Below are 22481 nucleotides of genomic sequence, written 5' to 3'. Positions count from 1 at the left end.
CGATCGATGCTGAAAAAGCAAGGGCCCCTTCCTTAAAAAGGGCCCTTGCCGGTGTCGCTGCCGCGGGAGTCATCCGGGCGGTCCCCAAAGCGGGGACCGATGGCGTCGCAGAGCCGAGGGTCTCTTTTACTTGAGCCGTCCTTCCACCGCCTGCCAGTTGATGTTCTGGAAGAAAGCGGCGATGTAATCCGGCCGCTTCAGACCGTAGTCGAGCATGAAGGCGTGCTCGAAGACGTCGAGGATCAGCAGCGGCACGCAGCCGGCGGGATGCCCCTGCTGGTGCTCGTTGATCCACATGTTGAGGAGCTTTCCGCTGGCCTGGTCCTGGTAGAGGATGGCCCAGCCGATGCCCCGGATCGCCCCGGTGGCCATGAAGTCCTTCTCCCAGGCTTCATAGCTGCCGTAATCCTGGCGGATCCGCGCGCCGAGTTTTCCTTCCATGTTGAGTTGTCCGCCCCCGCCGAGGTTTTCGAAGTACAGCTCATGAAGCCGCATCCCGTTCCATTCCCAGCCGAAGCGGCGCTTCAGTTCGCCGTATTCCGGGCCGGAGGTCTTCCCTTCCTCGAACAGCTGGTTCAGCGTCTTGTAAAGGGTGTTGGTGTTGTTGACGTACCCCTGGTAGAGGGTGAAGTGATTCTTGAGCAACCCCTCGCTAAACCCCTGCATCCCCACCAGATGATCGTAATTTTTCGCTTCATAGGTCATAATGCGCTCTCCTTCGCGGTGGATCCCGTAGCCTGGCTACCGGGTGGTGGCCGGATGACTGTGCCGTTGTAATGAGGGACAGGGAGGTAGCACGTTCACCCGGCACGACAATGGGAGAGTTTACTGAGTAAAGAATTAGTGTCAATTAATTTAACCCGATGCCGCCCCGGTGGCCGCGGGAACAAAAAAAGGCGGCCCCATGAACGGAAGGGCCGCCTGTGCCGGACGTAATCGGCGAGGGCAATCAGAACGAGTACTGCATGGTCATGCCGGTCATCTCTTTGCTCAGGGAAGGCATCAGGGTCAGGCGGTTCGGGGTCGATTTTTCCTTGTGAAAGCTCAATACCGCCTTCCCCACGAAGTAGCCGATCGCGCCGCCGACGAAGGTGTCGGAGGCCCAGTGGGCATTACTGTAGATGCGGGATAGCCCGGTCAGGGTGGCCAGACCGTACGCGATGGGGGGAACGTACGGATTGTCTGCGTACTGGTTGGCGATCACCGTGGCGATGGAGAACGCCGAGGTGGTGTGCCCGGAGGCGAACGAGAGGTTGTTGAGGCCGAGCTTGGGACCGTCGAAGGTATACGGGGAATCGCCGGTATTCGGGCGGTGCCGCTGGGCCAGGATCTTGATCCCGTCGGTGATGGCGCCGCTGATAACGAAACTCTCCAGCGCCAATAGCGAGGTCCGCCGCGCCTTGACGTCGTCGTTCAGCATGCCGTACAGGTAAAAGGCGCCCAACGGCGGGAGGGTGAAAAGCGGGTTGCCCAGGTCGTTGCCGACGGTGGCGAATTTGTTGGCGACCGCGTTTTGATGGCTCTGCGCGAAGTTCTTCACCTTGCCGTCGATCAGGAACAGGCTTCCGGCGACCCCGCCCACCGCCGCGACTTTCAGCCAGTCGTAACGGTCGAAGTGGGCCGGTGCGCTGAGGATCTTCCCGGCATCGCTCAGGTAGCCCATGAGGTACTTGCCGTTGATCCGATCCGAATCGGGCTGCGGTTTCAGGTCCGGAGGAATGGCGTCATCCAAACCGTATGCGCCCTTCTGCTTGCCCGAAAAGGGTGCGGGTCCCTCGGGCGGTTGCGGCGTAACGGTATTTTCCTGCGGGGGGGCGAGTGTGGCCGGCGCAGCGGTGCCGGCCGGCAGCGAAGGGGATGTTCCGGAGTCGGCCCCGGCAGGCAGGGTAACCGACATGGTTGAGACGACGAGGACGAGTCCTGCCACCCATTTTTTGTGCATGCGGTGCTTTTCCTTTTAGGGTTGGTTCTTCTTTAACGAGATCGGAGGGTTGGGTTGGCTCATGATAAAAGCGGCAAAAAGAAAAAACAACACAAATACGGTTATTTAAGGCTAATCATTTATGTGATTCTTTATCTTTACCGCCTGCCCGGAGCAGGGGAGGGGGGAACTCGGGAAGGAAAAGCCGAGGCGATCGGGGAGGGGCGGCATACTCCATCTTTGCTGCACAAAGGGATGCTACGTTCGGCACTTCCGGACCGTCGCCCCCGGCGGGGCCGGACCCCTTAAAATGTTGTGGACACGGTCTTTTCTCCGTTCTATAGTGGCGGGTCACCACCCCCTGCAGGGAGTGCGGCGCCGGTTTGGGCACCGTCGGGCAGGATGCGGGCCGTGACCGCCTGGTCGCCCGCCGTTTCCGCTCCAGCATTTCCGTTTCCGAGGTCACGTGTGAAAAAACTGATTCTTGTCCTGGTTCCGGTGGTCGCGGTGCTCGCCGTCGCCGGGTTCTTCCTGTTCAAAAAGTCTCCCAAGCCGCAATACAAGACGGTGAAGATCGAGCGAGGCTCGATCGTTTCCACGGTATCCGCTACCGGCACCATCAACGCCGTCGTCAACGTCCAGGTGGGGACCCAGGTGTCCGGGACCATCGCCAAGCTCTACGTCGACTTCAACTCTCCGGTGCGCAAGGGGCAGGCGATCGCCCAGATCGACCCGGCCCTGTTCATCTCCGCGGTGGAGCAGGCCCGCGGCAACCATCTCAATGCCCTTGCCAACGTGGGCAAGGCCAAGGTGGTCCTCGCCGACGCCAAGCGGACCCTGGGCCGAAACCAGAAGCTTCTCGAGCAGGGGATCGTCTCGCAAAGCGACCTCGACGTGGCCCAGACCGCCTACGATACCGCCGTGGCCGGCCTGAGCTCGGCGGAAGCGCAGGTGCTCCAGACCAAAGGCGCGCTGCGCCAGGCGGAAACCAACCTCACCTATTCGACCATCCGTTCTCCGGTGGACGGCATCATCGTCTCCCGGGCCGTCGACGTCGGCCAGACGGTCGCTGCTTCCTTCCAGACCCCGACCCTCTTCACCATCGCGCAGGATCTCACCAAGATGCAGATCGAGACCAGCGTCGACGAGTCCGACATCAGCCGGGTCCGTCTGGGGCAGAGCGCCAACTTCACCGTGGATGCCTACCCGGAGCTGCAGTTTACCGGCACGGTCTCCCAGATCCGCAACGCCCCGGTGGTAACCCAAAACGTGGTGACCTACGTGACCGTCATCAGCGTGGATAACCGCGATCTGAAGCTCAAACCGGGGATGACCGCCAACGTCTCCATCGTGACCCAGAAGAAGGACGGGGTGCTCAAGATCCCCAGCGCCGCGCTCCGGTTCAAACCCAAGGCCGATAAGGACGAGAAAGGAAAGAAAACGGAGGGTGCCGCAGTCAAGCCGTCTGCCGCCAAGGCCGCCGCGGCCGGGAAATCCGGGGCTCCCCAGCCGATGAAACCGATCCAGCACGTCTACCAGCTCACCCCGGAAGGTACGCCGCGCGCGGTATCGGTGGAGACCGGGATCTCGGACAGCAAGTTCGTGGAGATGGCGAACGGGGAGCTCAAGGAAGGGGACGAGGTGGTCGTGGAGCAGGTGACCACCGGCAAGAAGGCGATGGGATCGCCCATGGGACCGAGGTTCTGATGCGCGAGGTGGTACGCCTGGAAGAGGTCCGCAAGGTCTACCTGATGGGCGAGGAACGCGTCGAGGCGCTGAAGGGGGTTTCCTTCTCGGTCGGGGAAGGGGAGTTCGTGGCGATCATGGGGGCTTCGGGAAGCGGCAAGTCGACCTGCATGAATACCCTCGGCTGCCTCGACACCCCCACTTCGGGACGCTATCTCCTGGAGGGGACCGAGGTCGGCACCCTCTCCCACAACGAGCTTGCCGAGATCCGCAACCGCAGGCTCGGCTTTGTCTTCCAGGGGTTCAACCTGCTTCCGCGCACCACGGCCCGGGAAAACGTGGAGCTTCCCCTGGTGTACGGCCGGGTGCCGGCCGCCCAGCGGCGGGAGCGGGCCCTGCAGGCTCTGGCGCGGGTGGGACTTTCCGGACGGGAAGGGCACTACAGCAACCAGCTTTCCGGCGGCCAGCAGCAGCGGGTCGCCATCGCCCGGGCCCTGGTGAACGAGCCGGCCATCATCCTGGCCGACGAGCCGACCGGCAACCTGGACACCCGGACCACCGTCGAAATCATGGCGCTCTTTCAGGAGCTGAACCGTCAGGGGATCACCATCATCATGGTCACCCACGAACCCGACGTTGCCGCCTTCACCACCCGGCACATCGTCTTTCGCGACGGCGCCATCGTCTCCGATCTCGCCAATCCCGCCCCGGTCCGGGCGGTACCGAAGACGGAGGCGGCATGACCACGCTGTTGCAAAGCCTCCTCATTGCACTTCGGGCGCTCAGGGTCAACAAGATGCGCGCCCTGCTTACCATGCTGGGGATCATCATCGGGATCGCCGCGGTGATCGCCATGGTCGCCATCGGGGCCGGCGCCAGCAAGATGATTTCGGACCAGATCTCCAGCATCGGGAGTAACCTCCTCCTGGTCCTTCCCGGCTCGATCACCAGCGGCGGCATGCGCAGCGGCAGCGGCGCCATCATCACCTTGACCTACGACGATGCCAAGGCGATCAAGGCGGAGTGCCCCTCGGTCGGCCAGGCGGCCCCCACCGTCCGGGGGAGCGGCCCGGTCGTCTACGGGAACCAGAACTGGACCACGGTGATCAACGGGGTCACCCCCGAGATGCTCCTGGTGCGCGAATGGCCGATCGAATCGGGGCGCAATCTCCTGCAGTCGGATGTGGACGGCGCCGCCAAGAACTGCCTGATCGGGCAGACCGTGGCCGAGAACCTCTTCGGGAGCGCGGATCCGATCGGGAAGATCATCCGGATCCGGAAGATCCCCTTCACCGTGATCGGGCTTTTGGCACACAAGGGACAGACCCCCCAGGGACAGGACCAGGACGACGTGATCTACGTCCCGATCTCCACCGCGCAGCGCAAGCTCCTGGGGAGCCAGTTCCCGAACAGCGTCGGTGCCATCATGATCCAGGCGAAAAGCGCGGAGGTCCTCTCCAAGGCCGAGGAGGAGGTGACCGAGCTCCTGAAGCAGCGCCACCGCGTCGGGCCTACCCGCGAGATCGACTTCACCGTGCGCAACCTGACCGAGATCCTCGCCGTTTCCGAGCAGTCCTCCAAGGTCATGTCCATGCTCCTGGGCGCGGTCGCCTCGATCTCGCTCGTGGTGGGGGGAATCGGGATCATGAACATCATGCTGGTCTCGGTGACCGAGCGGACCCGGGAGATCGGCATCCGGGTCGCCATCGGAGCCAAGCGGCGCGACATCATGCTGCAGTTTCTCACCGAGGCGGTGCTTCTGACCACCTTGGGGGGGATCGTCGGCATCCTGGTCGGCATCGCCGGCGCGGCCCTGGTCGCCAACCTGGTCGGTTGGCCCACCCTCGTCTCCATCAATACCGTGGCCATCGCCTTTGCCTTTTCGGCCGGCGTTGGCGTATTCTTCGGCTTCTACCCGGCCCGCAAGGCTGCCGCGCTCAACCCTATCGACGCACTCCGCTACGAATAGCGTCACTTTGGCAACTGCAGAGGAACCTGATATGAAGATGAACCGCTTTTTCGCCGCCCTGGCCGTCGCCCCCGCCCTGCTGCTGGGAACCGCTGCGGCCCAGGCCCAGGAGGGAACCGTCAACCTGAAACTCCGCGACGCCATCAAATCGGCGGTGGAGAAAAACCTCGACGTGAAGGTCGAGCTCTACAACCCGGCCATGGCCGAGGCCGACATCTGGCGGGCACTGGGGATCTACGACCCGGGGCTGAACCTGTCCCTCAACTACAGCCGCACCAACTCCTTTTTCGGACCGGGTCTGGGGCCTTTCCGGACCGATACCCTGGAATTCCAGGGGGGGGTGAGCCAGCTCCTTTCTACTGGCGGCACCGCCGGGGTTAATGCCAACAGCGCCTGGAACACCAGCAGCTCGGATTACTACACGAACAACGTGAACTTCACCTTCAGCCAGCCGCTGTTGAAGAACTTCGGGAAGGAGACCACCGAGCTCGCCATCAACGTCGCCAAGTACAGCAAGGAAGGGGCGATGGACCGCTTCCGCACCAAGCTGAGCGACGTGGTCAACCAGGTGCGCAAGGATTACTTCACCCTCTACAGCCTGCGCCAGAACCTCGAGGTGCAGCGGGCCGCCTACAACTTCGCGCTGCGCAACCTGACTGATACCCAGGGGCGGGTGAAGGCGGGCGTTCTCCCGGCGATCGAGATTCTGAGCGCGGAAGTCGCCGTCGCCACCCAGGAGAAGAACATCATCGACGCGGAGAAGGCGTTGCGGGACCAGATGGACGTGCTGCGCCTGGAGCTCCAGATTCCCGGCACCGACGATATCGTGCCCGTCGACCCGCCTACCGAAGAGCCGTTTGCGGTGGCGGAAAAAGATGCCGTGGTACGCGCCCTGGGCCAGCGCCCGGAGCTGGTGAACCAGCGGGTCGCGGTCACCATCAACGATTTGCAGCAGCGGGTCGCGCGCAACCGGACCCAGCCCGACCTGAGCCTGAACGCCAACGTCGGTGCGGGGAGCTACGACAACAGTTTCGGGGGCGGGGTTCGCAAGGTCTTCACGGTCGACGCGCCGGCGTGGGGGGTGGGGCTCACCTTCAGCTATCCCTTGGGGAACCACACGGCGGAAAACGACTACATCAAGAGCAAGCTGCTCCTGGAGCAGTCGCAGACCCAGCTGCAGAACCTGGAGGCGTCGGTTTCCAACGAGGTCCGCACCGCAATACGGGCGCTGGCCTCGAACTACAAGCAGATCGACGTGACCAAGCGGGAGGTCGCCGCAGCGAAGGCGAACCTCGACGCCTACCAGAAGAAGAACGCCGTCGGCCTGGCCACCACCAAGGAAGTGTTCGATGTCCTTCGGGCCTACGTCGCGGCCCAGGGTGACGAGATCACCGCGGTGGTCAATTACAACAACTCGCTGACCCAGCTCTGGCGCTCCACCGGCGAAATACTCGACCGGGTGGGGATCCAGGTGACCCAGCGCGAGGCGGGCCAGCTCTACGAAAAGAAGAAATAACGGCAGTAAGATTCTCCTGCCCGCGCATAAGCACAGCTTGTGTCGAAAGGGGGACCGGCACCTGCGGAGCCAGTCCCCGCGGCGAAAGGGGGACAGGCAGCTGCGGAGCCAGTCCCCGCGGCGAAAGAGGGACAGGCAGCTGCGGAGCCAGCCCCCGCGACGAAAGAGGGACCGGTAGCTGCGGAGCCAGCCCCCGGCTGGGCTGAAGGTGACGCCATGAACGGACTGAACGGGTTGCAGGATGGGGTCTCGGAGGAGTCGACCGGTATCCTCCGCGCCCTGAAATCCCGCAACTACCGGCTTTTCTTTTTCGGGCAGAGCGTCTCGCTGATCGGTACCTGGATGCAGCAGGTCGCCATGAGCTGGCTCGTGTACCGGCTCACCGGCTCGGCGCTTTTGCTCGGTACCATCGGCTTTTGCAGCCAGGCCCCCACCTTCGTCGTCGCTCCTATCGCCGGTGTCCTCGCCGACCGTTGGAACCGGCGGCGCCTGTTGATGCTCACCCAAAGCTTCGCCATGCTCCAGGCCTTTCTCCTGGCCTTCTTCGTTTTTCACGGCAGCATCCAGGTCTGGCACCTGGTGGTGCTGAGCCTGTGGCTCGGTACCGTGAACGGGGTCGACATCCCGGTGCGCCAGTCCTTCGTCGTGGAGATGGTCGAGGAAAAACGCCTTCTCGCCAACGCCATCGCCCTCAACTCCTCCATGGTCAACGGCGCCCGCCTGATCGGCCCGTCCATCGCCGGCCTGGTCATCTCCGTTGCCGGGGAGGGGGTCTGCTTTCTGATCAACGGCCTGAGCTACCTGGCCGTACTCACCTCCATCTTCCTCATGCGGTTAAAAGCCGCGCCGCCGCGCGCCGCCGCGCGATCCTTTCTGCACGAGCTCAAAGAAGGTTTCGGCTACGCTCTCTCTTTCATGCCGATCCGCACCATCTTGCTGCTGGTTTCCCTGATGAGCCTGACCGGGATGCCCTACGCCGTCCTGATGCCGGTTTTCGCGCGGGACGTGCTGCACGGCGGCGCCCACACCTTCGGCTTTCTCATGGCCGCGGCCGGGGTCGGCTCCTTTGCGGGAACCGTCTACCTCGCCTCGCGCAAGAGCGTGATCGGGCTGGGCCGGATCATCGCGCTTTCCTGCGGACTTTTCGGGGTCGGAATCGCCTGTTTCTCCCAGTCGCGGAACTTCTGGCTGTCGCTGCTCGCCCTGCTGTTCTCCGGTTACGGCGCCATGACCCAGGTCGCTTCCTGCAACACCATCCTGCAGACCATCGTCGAGGACGACAAGCGGGGGAGGGTGATGAGCCTGTTTACCATGTCGTTCATGGGGATGGCTCCCTTCGGCAGCCTTTTTGCCGGGGCGATCGCCTCGCGCGTCGGAGCCCCGGTCACCGTCCTGATCGGCGGCATTTCCTGCGTCTGCGGCGCGATCCTTTTTGCCTTGCGGCTGCCGGTGTTCAGGGAACAGGTGCTTCCGATCTACCGGGAAAAGGATATTCTCCCCTGAATTTGCATTCGGTTAAAACAAGGCTAGTGTCAGTTCTCTTTTCTTTCAGGTTAGCCGCGTCTGCTGAAACGTCTTTTATGTTATTGTCCGACTGTCTTTGGGACTAATTGATGAGACTGCTATTTCCTTTCTTTACCAGTTTCTGTGCCTTTTATTCCAGAAAGAAAGTACGAGCACCTTTTTTTCGAATAGGCTATACTACAGCAAATTTATTTCATTGCCCTTTTCTCTAAGGCAAAAGGAGTAGGGATTATGACCGCAAAAAGCCGCGACGGTGAGGATCCCGTCTGGGACCGGCTTCACGACGAGGTTGCCGATATTGCACACCGGGAACCGATGCTCGCCAGTTACCTGCAGGCTACGGTACTCAACCACGCGTCCCTGGAGGATGCGCTTTCCTACCTGCTGGCGTCCAAACTCGCCTCGGCGCACTTTGCCGCCATGTCGCTTAGAGACGTGATCCAGGAGGCGCTCGGAGGCGCTCCCGAGGTCCGTGAGGCGATCCGCGCCGACCTGACGGCGGTTCTGGACCGTGATCCGGCGGCCCGCGGGCTGGCCCAGCCCTTTTTGCATTACAAGGGATTCCACGCTCTGGAGTCTTACCGCATCGCGCACTGGCTCTGGGAACAGGGCCGGGAGCCGCTTGCGTACTACCTGCAGAACCGGATCTCCGAGATGTTCGCGGTGGATATTCATCCGGCGGCGCGGATCGGGAAGGGGATCCTGATCGACCACGGCACCAGCGTGGTGATCGGCGAGACCGCGGTGGTCGGTGACGACGTGTCGATGCTGCACGAGGTGACCCTCGGGGGGACCGGCAAGGAGAGCGGAGACCGGCATCCCAAGGTGGGTAACGGCGTCCTGATCGGCGCCGGCGCGAAAATCCTGGGGAACGTCAAGATCGGCGACTGGTCCAAGGTCGCTTCGGGGAGCGTGGTCCTGAAAGAGGTTCCGGCTCATGCCACGGTGGCCGGCGTTCCGGCCCGGGTGGTGGGCAAGCCGACCGCGGAAGAACCGGCACTGATCATGGACCAGGTCTTCGAGGAAAACGGCAAGGGGTGCAGCGACTGCCCGCGGTAGTCATTAAACCGTGAGCTGTAGATAGTGATCGGAATCAGTACCAAGGTATCCGTAGGAGAAAGAAACTAGATGTCCCATCTGCACCGTTTTTCCCGCACCGAACTCCTCATCGGCCGCGACAAACTCGAAAAACTGAAAAACTCCACCGTTGCCATCTTCGGCCTGGGCGGGGTCGGCAGCTACGCCGCCGAAGCCCTCTGCCGGGCCGGTATCGGCCGGATCGTCATCGTCGACTTCGACGAGATCTGCCTTACCAACGTAAATCGCCAGCTGCATGCCATGGACGGCACGGTCGGCAAATCCAAGGCCATGGTCATGGCCGAACGGATGCGCCTGATCTCCCCGGAGACCGAGGTCGTCCCTTACCAGGATTTCTACGAGGCGAAGAACAGTGACTTCCTTCTGGAGGGGCCCTACGATTACGTGGTCGACGCCATCGACCACATCACCAGCAAGCTACACCTGATCCAGAGCTGCCGGGAGCGCAATATTCCCATCATCTCCAGCATGGGGGCCGCGGCAAAGCTCGATCCGACCCAGATCAAGGTCGCCGATATCTCCCAGACCCAGAAGTGCCGCATGGCCCGCTCGGTTCGCAAGCTTCTGAAAAAGAAGGGGATCACCCACGACGTAAAAGTGGTGTACTCCACCGAGGAGTATCGGCCCCAGCAAGAGCAGGCGGGCGGCTGCAAGGGGAACTGCATCTGTCCCAACAAGGACGACCAGCGCTTCTCCTGCGAGCACCGGCGCGTCATCCTGGGGAGCATCTCCTTCATCCCCTCCATTTTCGGGCTTACCATGGCGGGCGTCGTGGTGAATGATCTGATCGGGGAGTAGGTATCGACGGTGGGCACGGGGTGCCCGCCCGGCGAGCAAACAAAAAGACCCACGGCGACTGCCGGTGGGTCTTTTTGTTTCGATCTATGTCGCTGCCTGGTCAGTCGACCAGTGGTTTCAGGCTCTGGTGCCGTTTGGAGGCCTGGCGCAGCTCATTGACCAGATCCTCGGGGAGGCCGGACTTGAAGTCCTTGACCACCCTCTGGTAATCACCTTCGACCTTGGTGGCCGAATCGGCGAGGATGCTGGGAACGGCAGGGGGATTGAGCGCAAGGTTGTTGACCTTGAGATACGAGCTGTACAGCCGCCCCAACTTGTCATTGGCCGGAACGTACTTCTCGGGCGGCTCCTTCATCTTCTGCATCAGAGCTTCGATTTGCGACTTGAGGGTCTTAAGGTCGCGCTCCTCGTCGACGGCAAGCCTGGTGGGGGCGGTCTGCCCGGCGTCCATCTTGGTCTTGGCGTCGGCGGCGAGCTTGGCGCATGACTTGAGCCCGCGATCCGCCGCAGTCTGCATGCAATAAGCGGTGTTGATGAAATTCTGGGTGTATTCCGCGGCCGCCTTGCGGCTGGAGTAATAGAAGTAGCCTCCTCCCGCCAGGACGAGGACGAGGATCCCGGCCAGGATCAATACCATCGGCTTGCTTGCCGCCGGGCCTTTCTTTGCGGCCGGACGTGCTCCGGAGGGTTTGGAGTCCCGCGGCGCGGTCGGCTGGAGTTTGGGCAGGGTCCAGCCGAAAGAGATCTGCTTGCTGAAGGGGCTGCTTCTGAGCTTGACCTTCTTCACCTTGCTCAGTGGTTTCCGACCGGGGCTCACCACGAAGTAATCGGGGAAGTTGGTGCCGCAGGAGGCGCAGTAGGTCTGGGGACCGAGGATTTCGCCGCAGTTGCCGCACGATATCTCGCCGGCCTTACGGTAGACCCGGGCGCCGAACGACTCGCGGTGCACCACGAGCTTGGCTTGGCAAAGTGGACAGTCCGCGGGGGTGCCGGCCTCGGTCACGTCGGCGACGTTGAGCTCAATTTCGGCATGGCATTTTGGGCAGGAACACTTCATCGGCGTCTATCACCTATCAATATTTGCTGGCGGTCCCAACGAAACTGCCGTTGGCGCCGCGCACCACGTCGTCTGCGCTGGTGGAATCGGTCAGGGAGAGGGCGGAGGCCCCGTCCGGTCCCATGCTGTAGAGGTCGAAGTCGGTATTGAGCGGGACCAGGGCGATGTCCTTGCGGGGGGCTCCGCCGTTGGCAAGGTTCACGTAGACGTAGGGACGCTTCCAGGGATCCAGCGGCACCCCACCCTGCAAACCGATTTCGCTCAGGTTGTTGGGGAGGACACCCTTGTCGATGGCGTAGGCATTGACGCTCTTCTCGATGTCCCGGATCTCCTCCATCGCCCGCGTCTGGCGCGCCAGGTCCTTCATGGTCTTGAGGGTCGGTAAAACCATGAGGGTGAGCGCGATCAGGATCGCGACGACGATCACGAGCTCCACCATGGTGAACCCGCCCTGGCTCTTCCGGCGCAAACGGTCGCCTGGAAGGAGGCGGCTTCTCACTGCTGCGCTCACTGCCCTGGTTCTCTTTGAATATGTCGCGGCGTTTTTCTTCATTGAACACTCGTTAGGTGAGACAGTACGCAATGACTGCCCAGCCGGCAGTCGTTGGAAAATTGTTCCGCTACCAGCCATTTATCGGCAACAGGAGAAAAAACTTCAGAAATATCTCCGGATTTCCCCGGCGGGGAAAAAAATAATTCCCTGGTCGAGGCGACGGGGGAGGCGGATGCCGCTTGCCAAGCCCGAGCGACATCCGTCACGGCAGCAGCCTCAGGACGAGGTTTACCAGCCATAAAACCACGCTGAATAAAAGCGCCCAACCGAACCCGGCCACCTGGAAGCCGGGGACCAGGGCGCTGGTGAGCAGGATGAGGAGCGCGTTGATCACCAGGGTGAAGAGCCCCAGGGTGAGGATGTTGAACGGCAGGGTGAGCAGGAGGATCAGCGGCCGGATGAAGGCGTTGATGAAGCCGAGGACGACCGCGGTGGCAAGCGCCGCTCCAAACCCGGAGAGCCGGATGCCGGGAAGCAGGTACGCGGTGATGATGATGGCGACTGCGGAAATCAGCCAGTGCAGGAGAATATGGACCATGTCGGGGCTCCTTCGCGCCTTTGTTTTCCGGGGAACCGGAACAGTATACCGTATCCGTTTTCGGACCAATGTCGTAGCTTTTGCCTTCGCTTGTTTCCCTCAGGTTAAAACTCTGAACTAATTGCTGCAATGAGAAAAAGCAGCACTCACAACCCTTACTAAAACGCAAGTTGATGTTGACACAATCTTCAATACTCCTGTATATTTCGCACTTCAACCCATGTATCCAGAGAGGGAAACATTCACATGAAGCAGATCCTTTCGGGCAACGAAGCCATCGCCCGCGGCGCCCATGAAGCAGGCGTCAAGGTAGCCAGCGCCTATCCCGGCACCCCCTCCACCGAAATCCTCGAAAACATCACCCGTTACCCCGAGATCGACGCAGCCTGGGCCACCAACGAGAAGGTCGCCCTCGAAGTCGGCATCGGCGCCTCCTTCGGCGGCGCCCGGACCCTGGTCACCATGAAGCACGTCGGGGTCAACGTGGCCGCCGACCCGCTGTTCACCCTTTCCTATACCGGCGTCCGTGGCGGTCTGGTGCTGGTTACCGCCGACGACCCCGAGCTGCACTCCTCCCAGGACGAGCAGGATAACCGCAATTACGCGAAGTTCGCCAAGGTCCCGATGCTGGAGCCCTCCAACTCCCAGGAGTGCAAGGATTTCACCAAGCTCGGCTTCGAACTTTCCGAGAAATACGACACGCCGGTGCTGTTGCGGACCACCACCCGCATCTCGCACAGTAAATCGATCGTGGAACTGGACGACAACGTGGCGCAGACTCCCCAGACCGGGCTTTTCAAGGATCCGGCCAAGTACGTCATGCTCCCCGGCAACGCCCGGGTGCGCCACAAGATCGTCGAAGAGCGCCTGGTGCAGCTTTCCCAGGATGCCGCGTCGATGGCGGTAAACCGGATCGAGATGCGCGACACCAAGGTCGGCGTCATCACCGCCGGCGTTTCCTACCAGTACGTCCGTGAAGTCCTCCCCGAGGCGTCGGTCCTCAAGCTCGGCCTGGTGCATCCGCTTCCCCATGACCTGATCCGCGAGTTCGCTGGCAAGGTGGAAAAGCTCTTCGTGGTCGAGGAGCTCGACCCGTTTATCGAGGAGCAGGTGCAGGCGATGGGAATCGAGGTGACCGGCAAGGAGATCCTTTCCCTCTGCGGCGAGCTCACCCCGGGACGCCTCAAGCAGGGCTTCGGCCTGCCGGCCAGTGCCGAGTCCGCCGTAGACAAACTTCCCGGGCGTCCGCCCAACATGTGCCCGGGGTGCCCGCACCGCGGCGTCTTTTACACCCTCAACAAGCTCAAGGCTTACGTCTGCGGCGATATCGGCTGCTACACCCTCGGCTTCATGCCGCCGCTTTCCGCGATGGATTCCTGCATCTGCATGGGGGCCTCCATCGGGATGGCGACCGGCGCGAGCAAGGTGGTGAGCCCCGAGGAGCGCAAGAAGGTGGTCGGCGTCATCGGCGACTCGACCTTCCTCCATACCGGCGTGAACGGCCTGATCGACCTGGTCTACAACCAGAGCACCGCCACCATCATCATCTTGGACAACCGGATCACCGCGATGACCGGCCGCCAGGAAAACCCCGGTTCCGGCCACACCCTCATGGGCGAGGCCACCAACGCCATCGACTTCACCATGCTTTGCAAGGCGATCGGCGTAAAGCACGTCCGCACCATCAATCCGCTTGATCTTGCCGAGTGCGAAAAGGTGATCAAGGAAGAGATGGAGCGCCCCGAACCGTCGGTGATCATCACCGACAAGCCCTGCGTCCTCATCAAGACCGAAGGGGTCTTCACCAAAGGTGACACCCTCTGCGTCGAAGAGGATGCCTGTGTCGGCTGCCGCGCCTGCCTGAAGATCGGGTGTCCCGCCATCGAGTGGGTCCCCGACAGTGGCAAGAAGGGCAAGGCGAAAATCGACCCGCTGCTTTGCAATGGGTGCGACGTCTGCAGGCAGCTGTGCAAATTCTCGGCGATCGGGGTGGCGAAATGAGCGGCAAAGTGACGAACGTGCTTTTGGTTGGGGTAGGGGGGCAGGGGATCCTGCTCGCCTCGGAGGTCCTGTCTGAGGCCTGCATGCTGGCCGGCTTCGACGTCAAGAAGAGCGAGATCCACGGCATGAGCCAGCGCGGGGGGAGCGTCGTCTCCCATGTTCGCTACGGCGAAGAGGTTTTCTCGCCGATCGTGCCGGAAGGGGAGGGGGACCTCCTATTCGGGTTCGAGCTGATGGAGAGCTACCGGTCGCTGCCGCTTTTGCGTCCCGGCGCCACCGTCGTTGCCAACGATCTCTGCATCCCGCCGCCGTCGGTACTCATGGGTAACGAGGCGTATCCCGAGGGGCTGGACCAGAAGATCGCCCAGAAGTTTCCCGACTTCATCCTGGTCGACGGCCTGAAGCTCGCCAACGAGGCGGGGAACCCGCGCGCTGCCAACACCGTTCTGCTCGGCGCGGTTTCCAAGCGCCTGAACCTCGAGGAGCGCTACTGGCTCGAAGCGATCGAGCGCATGGTCCCGAAAAAGGCGCTGGAAGTGAACCTGAAGGCGTTCGCCGCCGGAAGAAACCTCTAGGTTCGGTAATCCTCCCTCTCCTTCAAGGAGAGGGTCGGGGTGAGGATGGGGTTAAAGCTAGACTTCGAATATCCCCCTCCCCCTCCTTCCACCCCCTTGACGGGGGAGGGCCGCTGTGCTGAGATCGACGCTTTTCGGCTTGTATTTTTTATTGTCAAACTGGGAGGGGAAAGATGTTTTTCGACGAGGAGTTCGAGACGCTGCCGCGTGAGGCGATCCAGGCGTTGCAACTCAAGCGGCTGCAGGCGATGGTCAGTCGCGTTTACCACTGCGTTCCCTTCTACCGCGACTCCCTCGACAAGGCGGGAGTCGCTCCCGATTCCTTCAGGTCGCTCGCCGACCTGCAGCGCCTTCCCTTCACCTACAAGCAGGACATGCGCGACTCCTATCCCTATCGCATGTTCGCCGTCCCCATGGAGGAGATCGTCCGCATCCACGCCTCCTCCGGCACCACCGGCAAGCCGACCGTCGTCGGCTACACCAAAAAGGACATCGACAACTGGGCGGCGCTCATGGCCCGCTCCTTCGTCGCCGCCGGGGTCCACAAGGGCGACATCATCCACAACGCCTACGGCTACGGCCTTTTCACCGGCGGTCTGGGTGCCCACTACGGCGCCGAGCGCCTCGGGGCCTCCGTCATCCCCATGTCCGGGGGAAATACCCAGAAACAGATCATGATCATGCAGGACTTCGGCTCCACCGTCCTCACCTGCACCCCGTCCTATTCGTTGTTCATGGCCGAGGCGGCCAAGGAAGAGGGGATCGACTTCAAGCAGCTCAAGCTGCGGGTCGGGATCTTCGGCGCTGAGCCGTGGTCCGAGGCGATGCGCAACGACATCGAGAGCAAGCTGAACCTCTCCGCCGTCGACATCTACGGTCTCTCCGAAATCATGGGCCCCGGCGTCGCCATCGAGTGCGCCGCCGCCAAGAAGGGGCTCCACATCTGGGAGGATCACTTCATCCCAGAGATCATCAACCCCGAGACCGGCGCGGTGCTCCCCGAAGGTGAGAAAGGGGAGCTGGTTATCACCACCATCACCAAGGAAGGGATCCCGCTGATCCGCTACCGGACCCGCGACATCACCTCGCTTACCTACGAGCCCTGCGTCTGCGGCCGGACCCATGCCCGGATCGCCCGGATGAGCGGCCGCAGCGACGACATGCTCATCATCCGCGGCGTCAACGTCTTCCCGTCGCAGATCGAATCGATCCTCATGGGGGTGGAAGGGGTCGAGCCCCACTACGTCCTCATCGTCGACCGCAAAGACATGCTCGATACCCTGGAGGTCCAGGTGGAGGTCGGCGAGGAGATCTTCTCCGACGAGATCAAGCACCTGCAGGCGCTTTCGTTCCAGATCGAGAAGAAGATCAAGGAGATGCTCGGCGTCACCTGCAAGGTACGCCTGGTCGAGCCGAAGAGCATCACCCGCAGCGAAGGCAAGGCAAAGCGAGTCATCGACAACAGGCCCAAGGCTTAAAAATAAGGGGGAACCGGGAATGCACGTAGAACAGATCTCCGTATTCATCGAAAACAAGTCCGGCAGGCTGGCCGAAGTGACGCGCATCCTCGGGGAGGCAGGCATCAACATTCGCACCCTCTCCCTGGCCGACACTTCCGACTTTGGCATCCTGCGCCTCATCGTCAACGACGCCGAGCAGGCCAAGGGGGTGCTCAAGGAGCGTGGCTTCACCGTAAGCAAGAACGAAGTCGTCGCGGTGGAGATTCCCGATCGTCCCGGCGGGTTGGCCGAACTGCTCCAGGTGCTGGACGGCGAGTCCATCAACGTGGAGTACATGTACGCCTTCGTGGAGCGCTCCGGCGAGAACGCCGTCATGATCTTCCGTTTCGAGGAGACCGAGCGCGCCATTACCACCCTGACCGGCAAGGGGTTCGCGATCCTGCCGGGGGAAAGGCTGTATTAAAAGCGGGGATCGGGGGTCGGGGATCGGGGAAAGGCTTTAATCGGTCCACTCCGTCCACCTCATCCAAGGAGCCCAGCTACCGCGCACGTCACTGCTATTGTCCGCAGCATGGGTTATTGCTTCGTGGGGTCCACGAAGACCCTTGCTGCATTTGCATTCATTCGGGAGGTTGTCAATGAGGAAACTAGTAGGGCTTGTCTGTTGTTTCGTGCTTCTTTGCTGCACCAGCGCCGCCTTCGCAGCCGCTCCGATCCGGATCGGCGGCCTCTTCGCGGTCACCGGTCCCGCCTCCTTTCTCGGTGAGCCGGAAAAAAACACCCTGGAAATGCTGGTCAAACAGGTCAACGCCAGGGGGGGCATCAAAGGCTCCAAGATCGAACTGGTCGTCTATGACACCGGCGGAGACGCCACCAAGGCGGTCCAGCTCGCCACCAAGCTGATCAAGAATGACAAGGTCGTCGCCATCGTCGGTCCGAGCACCACGGGCGAGACCATGGCGGTCATCCCGGTCTGCGAAAAGGAGCAGATTCCGCTGATCTCCTGCGCCGCCGGCATCAAGATCACCGACCCGGTCAAGAAATGGGTCTTCAAGACCCCGGCCAACGACCACGTCGCCGCCGAGAAGATCCTGATCCAGGCTCAGAAAGCCAAGCAGAAAACCCTCGCCATCATCACCGTTTCCGACGCCTTCGGGGCTTCCGGCCGCGAGCAGCTCAAGCAGATGGCCGCCAAGCGCGGCTTCAAGATCGTCGCCGACGAAGTGTACGGTCCCAAAGACACCGACATGACCGCCCAACTCACCAAGATCAAGGCGGCCAAGCCGGATGCCATCATCTGCTGGGGGACCAACCCGGGTCCGGCGGTCATCACCCGCAACATCAAGCAGCTCGGCATCAAGACCCCGGTCTACCAAAGCCACGGCGTTGCTTCCAAGAAGTACATCGAGCTCGCCACCCCCGAAGCTGCCGAAGGGGTGATGCTCCCCGCCGGCAAGCTTGCCGTGTACCACCTCCTCAAGAAAAACGATCCCCAGGCCAAAGTCCTCAAGGAATACGCCGACTCCTACCGCAGAAACTACAACGTCGAGCCCTCCACCTTCGGCGGCTATGCCTACGACGGGTTCGCGCTCATTGCGGCCGCAGTGAAGGGTGGCGCCCAGACCCCGGCGGCGATCCGCGACGGTATCGAGAAAAACGGCAAGATGGTCGGCGTTTCCGGCATCTTCCACATGAGCGCGGCCGACCACAACGGCCTCGATCTCTCCGCCTTCGAAATGGTCCAGGTCCGCAAGGGCGACTGGGTCATCATGCACTAAGCCAGGTTGCACCAATACTAAGGAGGTACCAACGTGAGAAAACTGCTTTCGACCTGCCTTGTAGGGTTCTCCCTGATCCTTGCCGCGTCGCAGGCCTTTGCCGCAGCTCCGATCAAGATCGGCGCCCTTTTCGCCGTCACCGGTCCCGCTTCTTTTCTGGGTGAGCCGGAGCGTAACACCGCCGTGATGGTCGTCGACGAGATCAACCGCGCCGGTGGCATCCACGGCCAGAAAATCGAGCTGATCACCTACGACACCGGCGGTGACGCCACCAAAGCGGTGCAGCTCGCCAACAAGCTCATCAAGAACGACCACGTGGTCGCCATCATCGGTCCCAGTACCACCGGGGATACCATGGCGGTCATCCCGGTGGTTGAAAAAGCCCAGATTCCGATGATTTCCTGCGCCGCCGGCATCAAGATCACCGATCCGGTGAAAAAGTGGGTGTTCAAGACCGCCCAGAACGACTCCCTCGCGGTGGCCCGTATCTTCGAAGAGCTCAGAAAGGAGCGCAAGACCAAGGTCGCCATCCTGACCGTTTCCGACTCCTTCGGCGCTTCCGGACGCGAGCAGCTCAAGGCCCAGGCTCGCCGCTACGGGATCGACATCGTGGTCGACGATACCTACGGCCCCAAAGACACCGACATGACCGCACAGCTCACCAAGATCCGCGGCTCGCACGCCCAGGCGGTGATCTGCTGGGGAACCAACCCGGGTCCGGCGGTGGTCGCCCGCAATGCCAAGCAGCTCGGGCTGACCATCCCGGTCTACATGAGCCACGGCGTCTCGTCGAAGAAGTTCATCGAGCTTGCCGGTGACGCGGCCGAGGGGATCCGCCTGCCGACCGGCAAGGTGCTGGTTGCCGATCTGCTCCCCAAAAGCGACAAGCAGAAGGCTTCTCTCCAGGCGTTCATCCGGGATTACAAGAAGCACTACCGGACCGAGGGCGACCACTTCGGCGGCCATGCCTGGGATGCCATGATGCTGCTCAAGGAAGCCATCTCCCGCGGCGCCACCACCCCGGCGGCGATTCGCGGCCAGATTGAAGCAACTCGCGGCTTTGCCGGCATCGGCGGGGTCTTCACCTATTCCGCAAAAGACCACGCCGGTCTCAACAAGGACGCCTTCGTCCTGGTAGAGGTACGCAAGAAGGGCTGGACCCTGGTCAAGTAAAGAGGCTTCATGGAGTTGCTACAGTTCGTCATTTCCGGTCTGGCGACCGGGTCGATCTACGCCCTGATCGGGCTTAGTTTCGCCATCATCTTCAACTCCACGGGAATCATCAATTTCGCCCAAGGGGAGTTCGTCATGCTCGGTGGGGTGCTGACCATCTGCGCCATCACCCTGCTGAAACTCCCGCTTTTGGCGGCGATCCTCGCGGCGGTCGCCGGAACCACCCTGGTCGGGATCATCTTCGAGCGTTTTGCCATCCGCCCGTTGAAGAACGCGACCCCGCTTTCCCTGATCATCATCACCATCGGCGCCTCCATCCTGATCCGCGGCGTCGTGATGCTGCTTTTCGGCAAGGACACCCAGGCGCTTCCCGCTTTCTCGGGGACCACCCCGATCGAAGTGGGAAGCGCCACGTTGTTGCCGCAGCATCTCTGGATTTTCGGGGTGACCATCCTGGTCATCATCGGAAGCCGGCTTTTCTTTCACCACACCATTACCGGCAAGGCGATGCGCGCCTGCTCCTTCAACCGCCGTGCGGCGAGCCTGGTCGGGATCAGCGTCTGGAGGATGGTCTTGCTCTCCTTCGTGATCAGCTCCGCGCTCGGCTCCCTGGCCGGGGTGATCATCGCCCCGTTGACCATGACCGCCTATGACGTCGGGGTCATGCTCGGGCTGAAAGGCTTCTGTGCCGCGATCATGGGGGGAATGGGGAGCGGGCTCGGGACCGTCCTGGGCGGGCTTATCCTGGGGATCCTCGAATCTCTCGGGGCAGGGCTTCTCTCGTCGGGTTACAAGGATGCGATAGCCTTCTTCATCCTGCTCTTGATTCTGTTCGTGCGTCCGCAGGGACTTTTCAAGAAGGGCGAAACCGAAAGGGTGTAGTACCTCAAGTCCCCCTTTGCGAAGGGGGACTTAGGGGGATTTGCCGTTAAGGTTTTGATCTTCAGTAAAGTCAGGACCTGACACCTCAAAAGCAAATCCCCCCCGCCCCCCCTTTGTCAAAGGGGGGGGCAGGGTTTCTGTGTACCCCCCGTCTTTGGGGCGGGTTTCTGTCTGTGGCTAAAAAAAAGAAGGTCGCTTTGAAATCGGATAAGATCAAGTTTCTTGTTTTTTGCCTGGTGGTACTCCTGGCACCGCTTCCTTTTGCCAAGGGGTATCTCAGTAACGTGCTCATCTTCGTCGGCGTTAACAGTATGCTGGCGCTGGGGCTCAATCTCCTGCTCGGCTACGCGGGACAGATCTCGCTCGGCCAGGCGGCATTTTTCGGCCTGGGCGCCTACGGCTCCGGGGTCCTCACCACGCAGTTCACGATGAACCCCTGGCTTGCCATGGTGTTGGTTGCCGTCTCGGTCGCGCTGTTCGCCTTCCTGATCGGTTTTCCGGTGCTCAAGCTCAAAGGGCACTACCTGGCCATGGCGACCTTGGGCGTCGGGATCATCGCCAACATCGCCTTCAACGAAACCGTCGATCTTACCGGCGGCCCCTCCGGGCTCTCCGGGATCCCCAACCTCAGTATCGGCGGCTTCACCTTCGACAACGATCTCAAAAACTACTACCTGGTCTGGGGATTTGCCCTGGTGGCCATCCTCCTCTCCCTCAACCTGGTCAATTCCCGGGTAGGGCGGGGCCTGCGCGCCATCCACGACTCCGAGGTCGCCGCCCGCGTCATGGGGGTCAACGCCCGGATCATGAAGGTCCAGGTCTTCACCTTTTCCGCACTCATTTCCGCGCTCGCCGGCAGCCTCTACGCCCACGTGGTTACCTTCATTTCCCCGACCTCGTTCAGCTTCGCCGTGTCGGTGGAACTCCTTACCATGGTGGTCATCGGCGGGTTGGGGAGCGTCTACGGCTCGATTCTCGGTGCGCTGCTGCTGACCCTGCTTCCCGAGCTGCTGCGTGCCTTCCAGGACTTCGACATCATCGTGTACGGGCTTTTGCTGATCTCCATGACCATCTACCTCCCCGGTGGATTGGTCCGGGGCATCCCTGAACTGTTCCGGCGCCTGGTGCCGGCAAGGAGGGGCAATGCTTAGGCTCGAAGGGATCGGCAAAAGATTCGGCGGGCTTACCGCGCTCTCCGGCATCACCTTTTCGGTCATCGAGGGGTCGATTACCGGCATCATCGGCCCCAACGGTGCCGGCAAGACGACCCTCTTCAACGTCGCCACCGGCATTTATCCCCCTTCCGAGGGCGCCGTTCTGCTGGGGGAGAAGAACATCTCCGCCCTCCCTCCGGAGCGCCGGGCCCGGATCGGGTTGGTCCGGACCTTCCAGAACATCGAGCTTTTCGGCAAGATGACCGTCTTGGAAAACGTGATGGTGGGGCTGCATACCCAGAGCAAGTGCGGCTTTCTGGCCTGCTCGTTGCGGATGCCCTGGCAGATGAGCGAAGAGCGGCGAATCCGGGAAAAGGCGTTGGAATGGCTGGATTTTGTCGGCATTCCTGATCTGGCCGACGTCGAGGCCGGGGCGCTTCCTTTTGGCAAAGGACGTCTCTTGGAGATCGCCCGGGCGATGGCGCTGGAGCCGAAGATCCTGCTGATGGACGAACCCGCCGCCGGCCTGAACAGCCGGGAAACCGCCGAACTGGCGGAGCTGATCAAGAAGATCCGTGACCTTGGTGTCACCGTGGCCCTGGTCGAGCACGACATGGACCTCGTGATGGACATCTGCGACCAGATTGTCGTTCTCAATCTAGGAACCATGCTTGCCCAAGGGACTCCAAGGGAGATCCAGGAGAACCCTGAGGTCATCGCGGCATATCTGGGAGAGAGCGAAGACTAACAGCCGACAAGTCTCCCGTTGCGAAGGGGGATTTAGGGGGATTTGCCTTT

21 protein-coding genes are annotated in these 22481 nt (G+C 61.7%); 16 read left to right on the top strand and 5 right to left on the bottom strand.

Translation table 11 applies throughout. The annotated features are described in order from the left end of the window. Positions 1 to 126: 126 nt before the first annotated feature. Positions 127 to 705: a superoxide dismutase gene (locus JFN93_RS04500; protein ID WP_199382801.1), complete on the bottom strand. Its 579-nt coding sequence runs from the start codon at positions 703 to 705 to the stop codon at positions 127 to 129. Positions 706 to 949: 244 nt separating this feature from the next. Then, entirely contained in the window at positions 950 to 1942 is a 993-nt protein-coding gene (locus JFN93_RS04495; protein WP_199382800.1) for a phosphatase PAP2 family protein, read from the bottom strand. 447 nt (positions 1943 to 2389) lie between these two features. On the opposite strand from JFN93_RS04495, the gene JFN93_RS04490 reads away from it, so the two are divergent. The 7 genes from JFN93_RS04490 to JFN93_RS04460 all read left to right on the top strand — a co-directional run bounded on the left by JFN93_RS04490 (position 2390) and on the right by JFN93_RS04460 (position 10512). Continuing rightward, entirely contained in the window at positions 2390 to 3628 is a 1239-nt protein-coding gene (locus JFN93_RS04490; RefSeq protein WP_328753619.1) for an efflux RND transporter periplasmic adaptor subunit, read from the top strand. Continuing rightward, positions 3628 to 4350 (top strand): ABC transporter ATP-binding protein, encoded by a 723-nt coding sequence (locus JFN93_RS04485; protein ID WP_215907681.1) that lies wholly within the window; start codon positions 3628 to 3630, stop codon positions 4348 to 4350. The genes JFN93_RS04490 and JFN93_RS04485 overlap by 1 nt, the downstream gene beginning before the upstream one ends. Then, on the top strand, positions 4347 to 5576 hold the full coding sequence (locus JFN93_RS04480) for an ABC transporter permease (RefSeq protein WP_199382798.1): 1230 nt from the start codon (positions 4347 to 4349) through the stop codon (positions 5574 to 5576). The genes JFN93_RS04485 and JFN93_RS04480 overlap by 4 nt, the downstream gene beginning before the upstream one ends. Before the next feature lie 31 nt (positions 5577 to 5607). Further along, positions 5608 to 7092, top strand: a complete 1485-nt coding sequence (locus tag JFN93_RS04475; protein WP_199382797.1) for a TolC family protein — start codon at positions 5608 to 5610, stop codon at positions 7090 to 7092. A 216-nt stretch (positions 7093 to 7308) separates the two neighbouring features. After that, positions 7309 to 8595 carry an MFS transporter gene (locus JFN93_RS04470; RefSeq protein WP_199382796.1) on the top strand — a complete coding sequence of 429 codons (1287 nt, stop codon included), beginning with the start codon at positions 7309 to 7311 and terminating at the stop codon, positions 8593 to 8595. 252 nt (positions 8596 to 8847) lie between these two features. Then, the gene (cysE, locus tag JFN93_RS04465) at positions 8848 to 9675 is read left to right on the top strand and encodes a serine O-acetyltransferase (protein ID WP_199382795.1); all 828 of its coding nucleotides are present in this window, start codon (positions 8848 to 8850) and stop codon (positions 9673 to 9675) included. A gap of 69 nt (positions 9676 to 9744) precedes the next feature. Next, positions 9745 to 10512: a tRNA threonylcarbamoyladenosine dehydratase gene (locus JFN93_RS04460; protein WP_199382794.1), complete on the top strand. Its 768-nt coding sequence runs from the start codon at positions 9745 to 9747 to the stop codon at positions 10510 to 10512. Between the two features lie 100 nt (positions 10513 to 10612). Here the strand turns inward: JFN93_RS04460 and JFN93_RS04455 are convergent, their stop codons facing one another. The 3 genes from JFN93_RS04455 to JFN93_RS04445 all read right to left on the bottom strand — a co-directional run bounded on the left by JFN93_RS04455 (position 10613) and on the right by JFN93_RS04445 (position 12660). Continuing rightward, positions 10613 to 11569: a flagellar basal body-associated FliL family protein gene (locus tag JFN93_RS04455; RefSeq protein ID WP_199382793.1), complete on the bottom strand. Its 957-nt coding sequence runs from the start codon at positions 11567 to 11569 to the stop codon at positions 10613 to 10615. Between the two features lie 16 nt (positions 11570 to 11585). Continuing rightward, on the bottom strand, positions 11586 to 12080 hold the full coding sequence (locus JFN93_RS04450; protein ID WP_199382792.1) for a prepilin-type N-terminal cleavage/methylation domain-containing protein: 495 nt from the start codon (positions 12078 to 12080) through the stop codon (positions 11586 to 11588). A gap of 244 nt (positions 12081 to 12324) precedes the next feature. Continuing rightward, positions 12325 to 12660 carry a phage holin family protein gene (locus tag JFN93_RS04445; RefSeq protein ID WP_199382791.1) on the bottom strand — a complete coding sequence of 112 codons (336 nt, stop codon included), beginning with the start codon at positions 12658 to 12660 and terminating at the stop codon, positions 12325 to 12327. Positions 12661 to 12906: 246 nt separating this feature from the next. On the opposite strand from JFN93_RS04445, the gene iorA reads away from it, so the two are divergent. The 9 genes from iorA (at position 12907) to JFN93_RS04400 (ending at position 22431) form a co-directional block, all read left to right on the top strand. Further along, positions 12907 to 14661, top strand: coding sequence for an indolepyruvate ferredoxin oxidoreductase subunit alpha (gene iorA / locus JFN93_RS04440; protein WP_199382790.1), 1755 nt, complete (start codon positions 12907 to 12909; stop codon positions 14659 to 14661). Next, positions 14658 to 15236: an indolepyruvate oxidoreductase subunit beta gene (locus JFN93_RS04435; protein WP_199382789.1), complete on the top strand. Its 579-nt coding sequence runs from the start codon at positions 14658 to 14660 to the stop codon at positions 15234 to 15236. Before iorA ends, JFN93_RS04435 begins: the two co-directional genes overlap by 4 nt. Positions 15237 to 15409: 173 nt before the next feature. Continuing rightward, on the top strand, positions 15410 to 16714 hold the full coding sequence (locus JFN93_RS04430) for a phenylacetate--CoA ligase family protein (RefSeq protein WP_199382788.1): 1305 nt from the start codon (positions 15410 to 15412) through the stop codon (positions 16712 to 16714). 19 nt (positions 16715 to 16733) lie between these two features. Continuing rightward, positions 16734 to 17159 (top strand): ACT domain-containing protein, encoded by a 426-nt coding sequence (locus JFN93_RS04425; protein WP_199382787.1) that lies wholly within the window; start codon positions 16734 to 16736, stop codon positions 17157 to 17159. A gap of 175 nt (positions 17160 to 17334) precedes the next feature. Continuing rightward, positions 17335 to 18474 carry an ABC transporter substrate-binding protein gene (locus JFN93_RS04420; RefSeq protein ID WP_199382786.1) on the top strand — a complete coding sequence of 380 codons (1140 nt, stop codon included), beginning with the start codon at positions 17335 to 17337 and terminating at the stop codon, positions 18472 to 18474. Positions 18475 to 18507: 33 nt separating this feature from the next. Beyond that, the gene (locus JFN93_RS04415; protein WP_199382785.1) at positions 18508 to 19647 is read left to right on the top strand and encodes an ABC transporter substrate-binding protein; all 1140 of its coding nucleotides are present in this window, start codon (positions 18508 to 18510) and stop codon (positions 19645 to 19647) included. A gap of 9 nt (positions 19648 to 19656) precedes the next feature. Further along, entirely contained in the window at positions 19657 to 20529 is an 873-nt protein-coding gene (locus JFN93_RS04410) for a branched-chain amino acid ABC transporter permease (protein WP_199382784.1), read from the top strand. A 197-nt stretch (positions 20530 to 20726) separates the two neighbouring features. Continuing rightward, positions 20727 to 21680: a branched-chain amino acid ABC transporter permease gene (locus JFN93_RS04405; protein WP_199382783.1), complete on the top strand. Its 954-nt coding sequence runs from the start codon at positions 20727 to 20729 to the stop codon at positions 21678 to 21680. Beyond that, complete coding sequence (locus tag JFN93_RS04400) at positions 21673 to 22431, top strand: ABC transporter ATP-binding protein (protein WP_199382782.1); 759 nt, start codon at positions 21673 to 21675, stop codon at positions 22429 to 22431. Before JFN93_RS04405 ends, JFN93_RS04400 begins: the two co-directional genes overlap by 8 nt. Positions 22432 to 22481: the final 50 nt, after the last annotated feature.

Source organism: Geomesophilobacter sediminis (assembly GCF_016458275.1).
Classification (GTDB): domain Bacteria; phylum Desulfobacterota; class Desulfuromonadia; order Geobacterales; family Geobacteraceae; genus Geomesophilobacter; species Geomesophilobacter sediminis.
The sequence above is the reverse complement of the archived record's forward strand: the minus strand, read 5'-3'. Positions and strand labels throughout refer to the sequence as shown.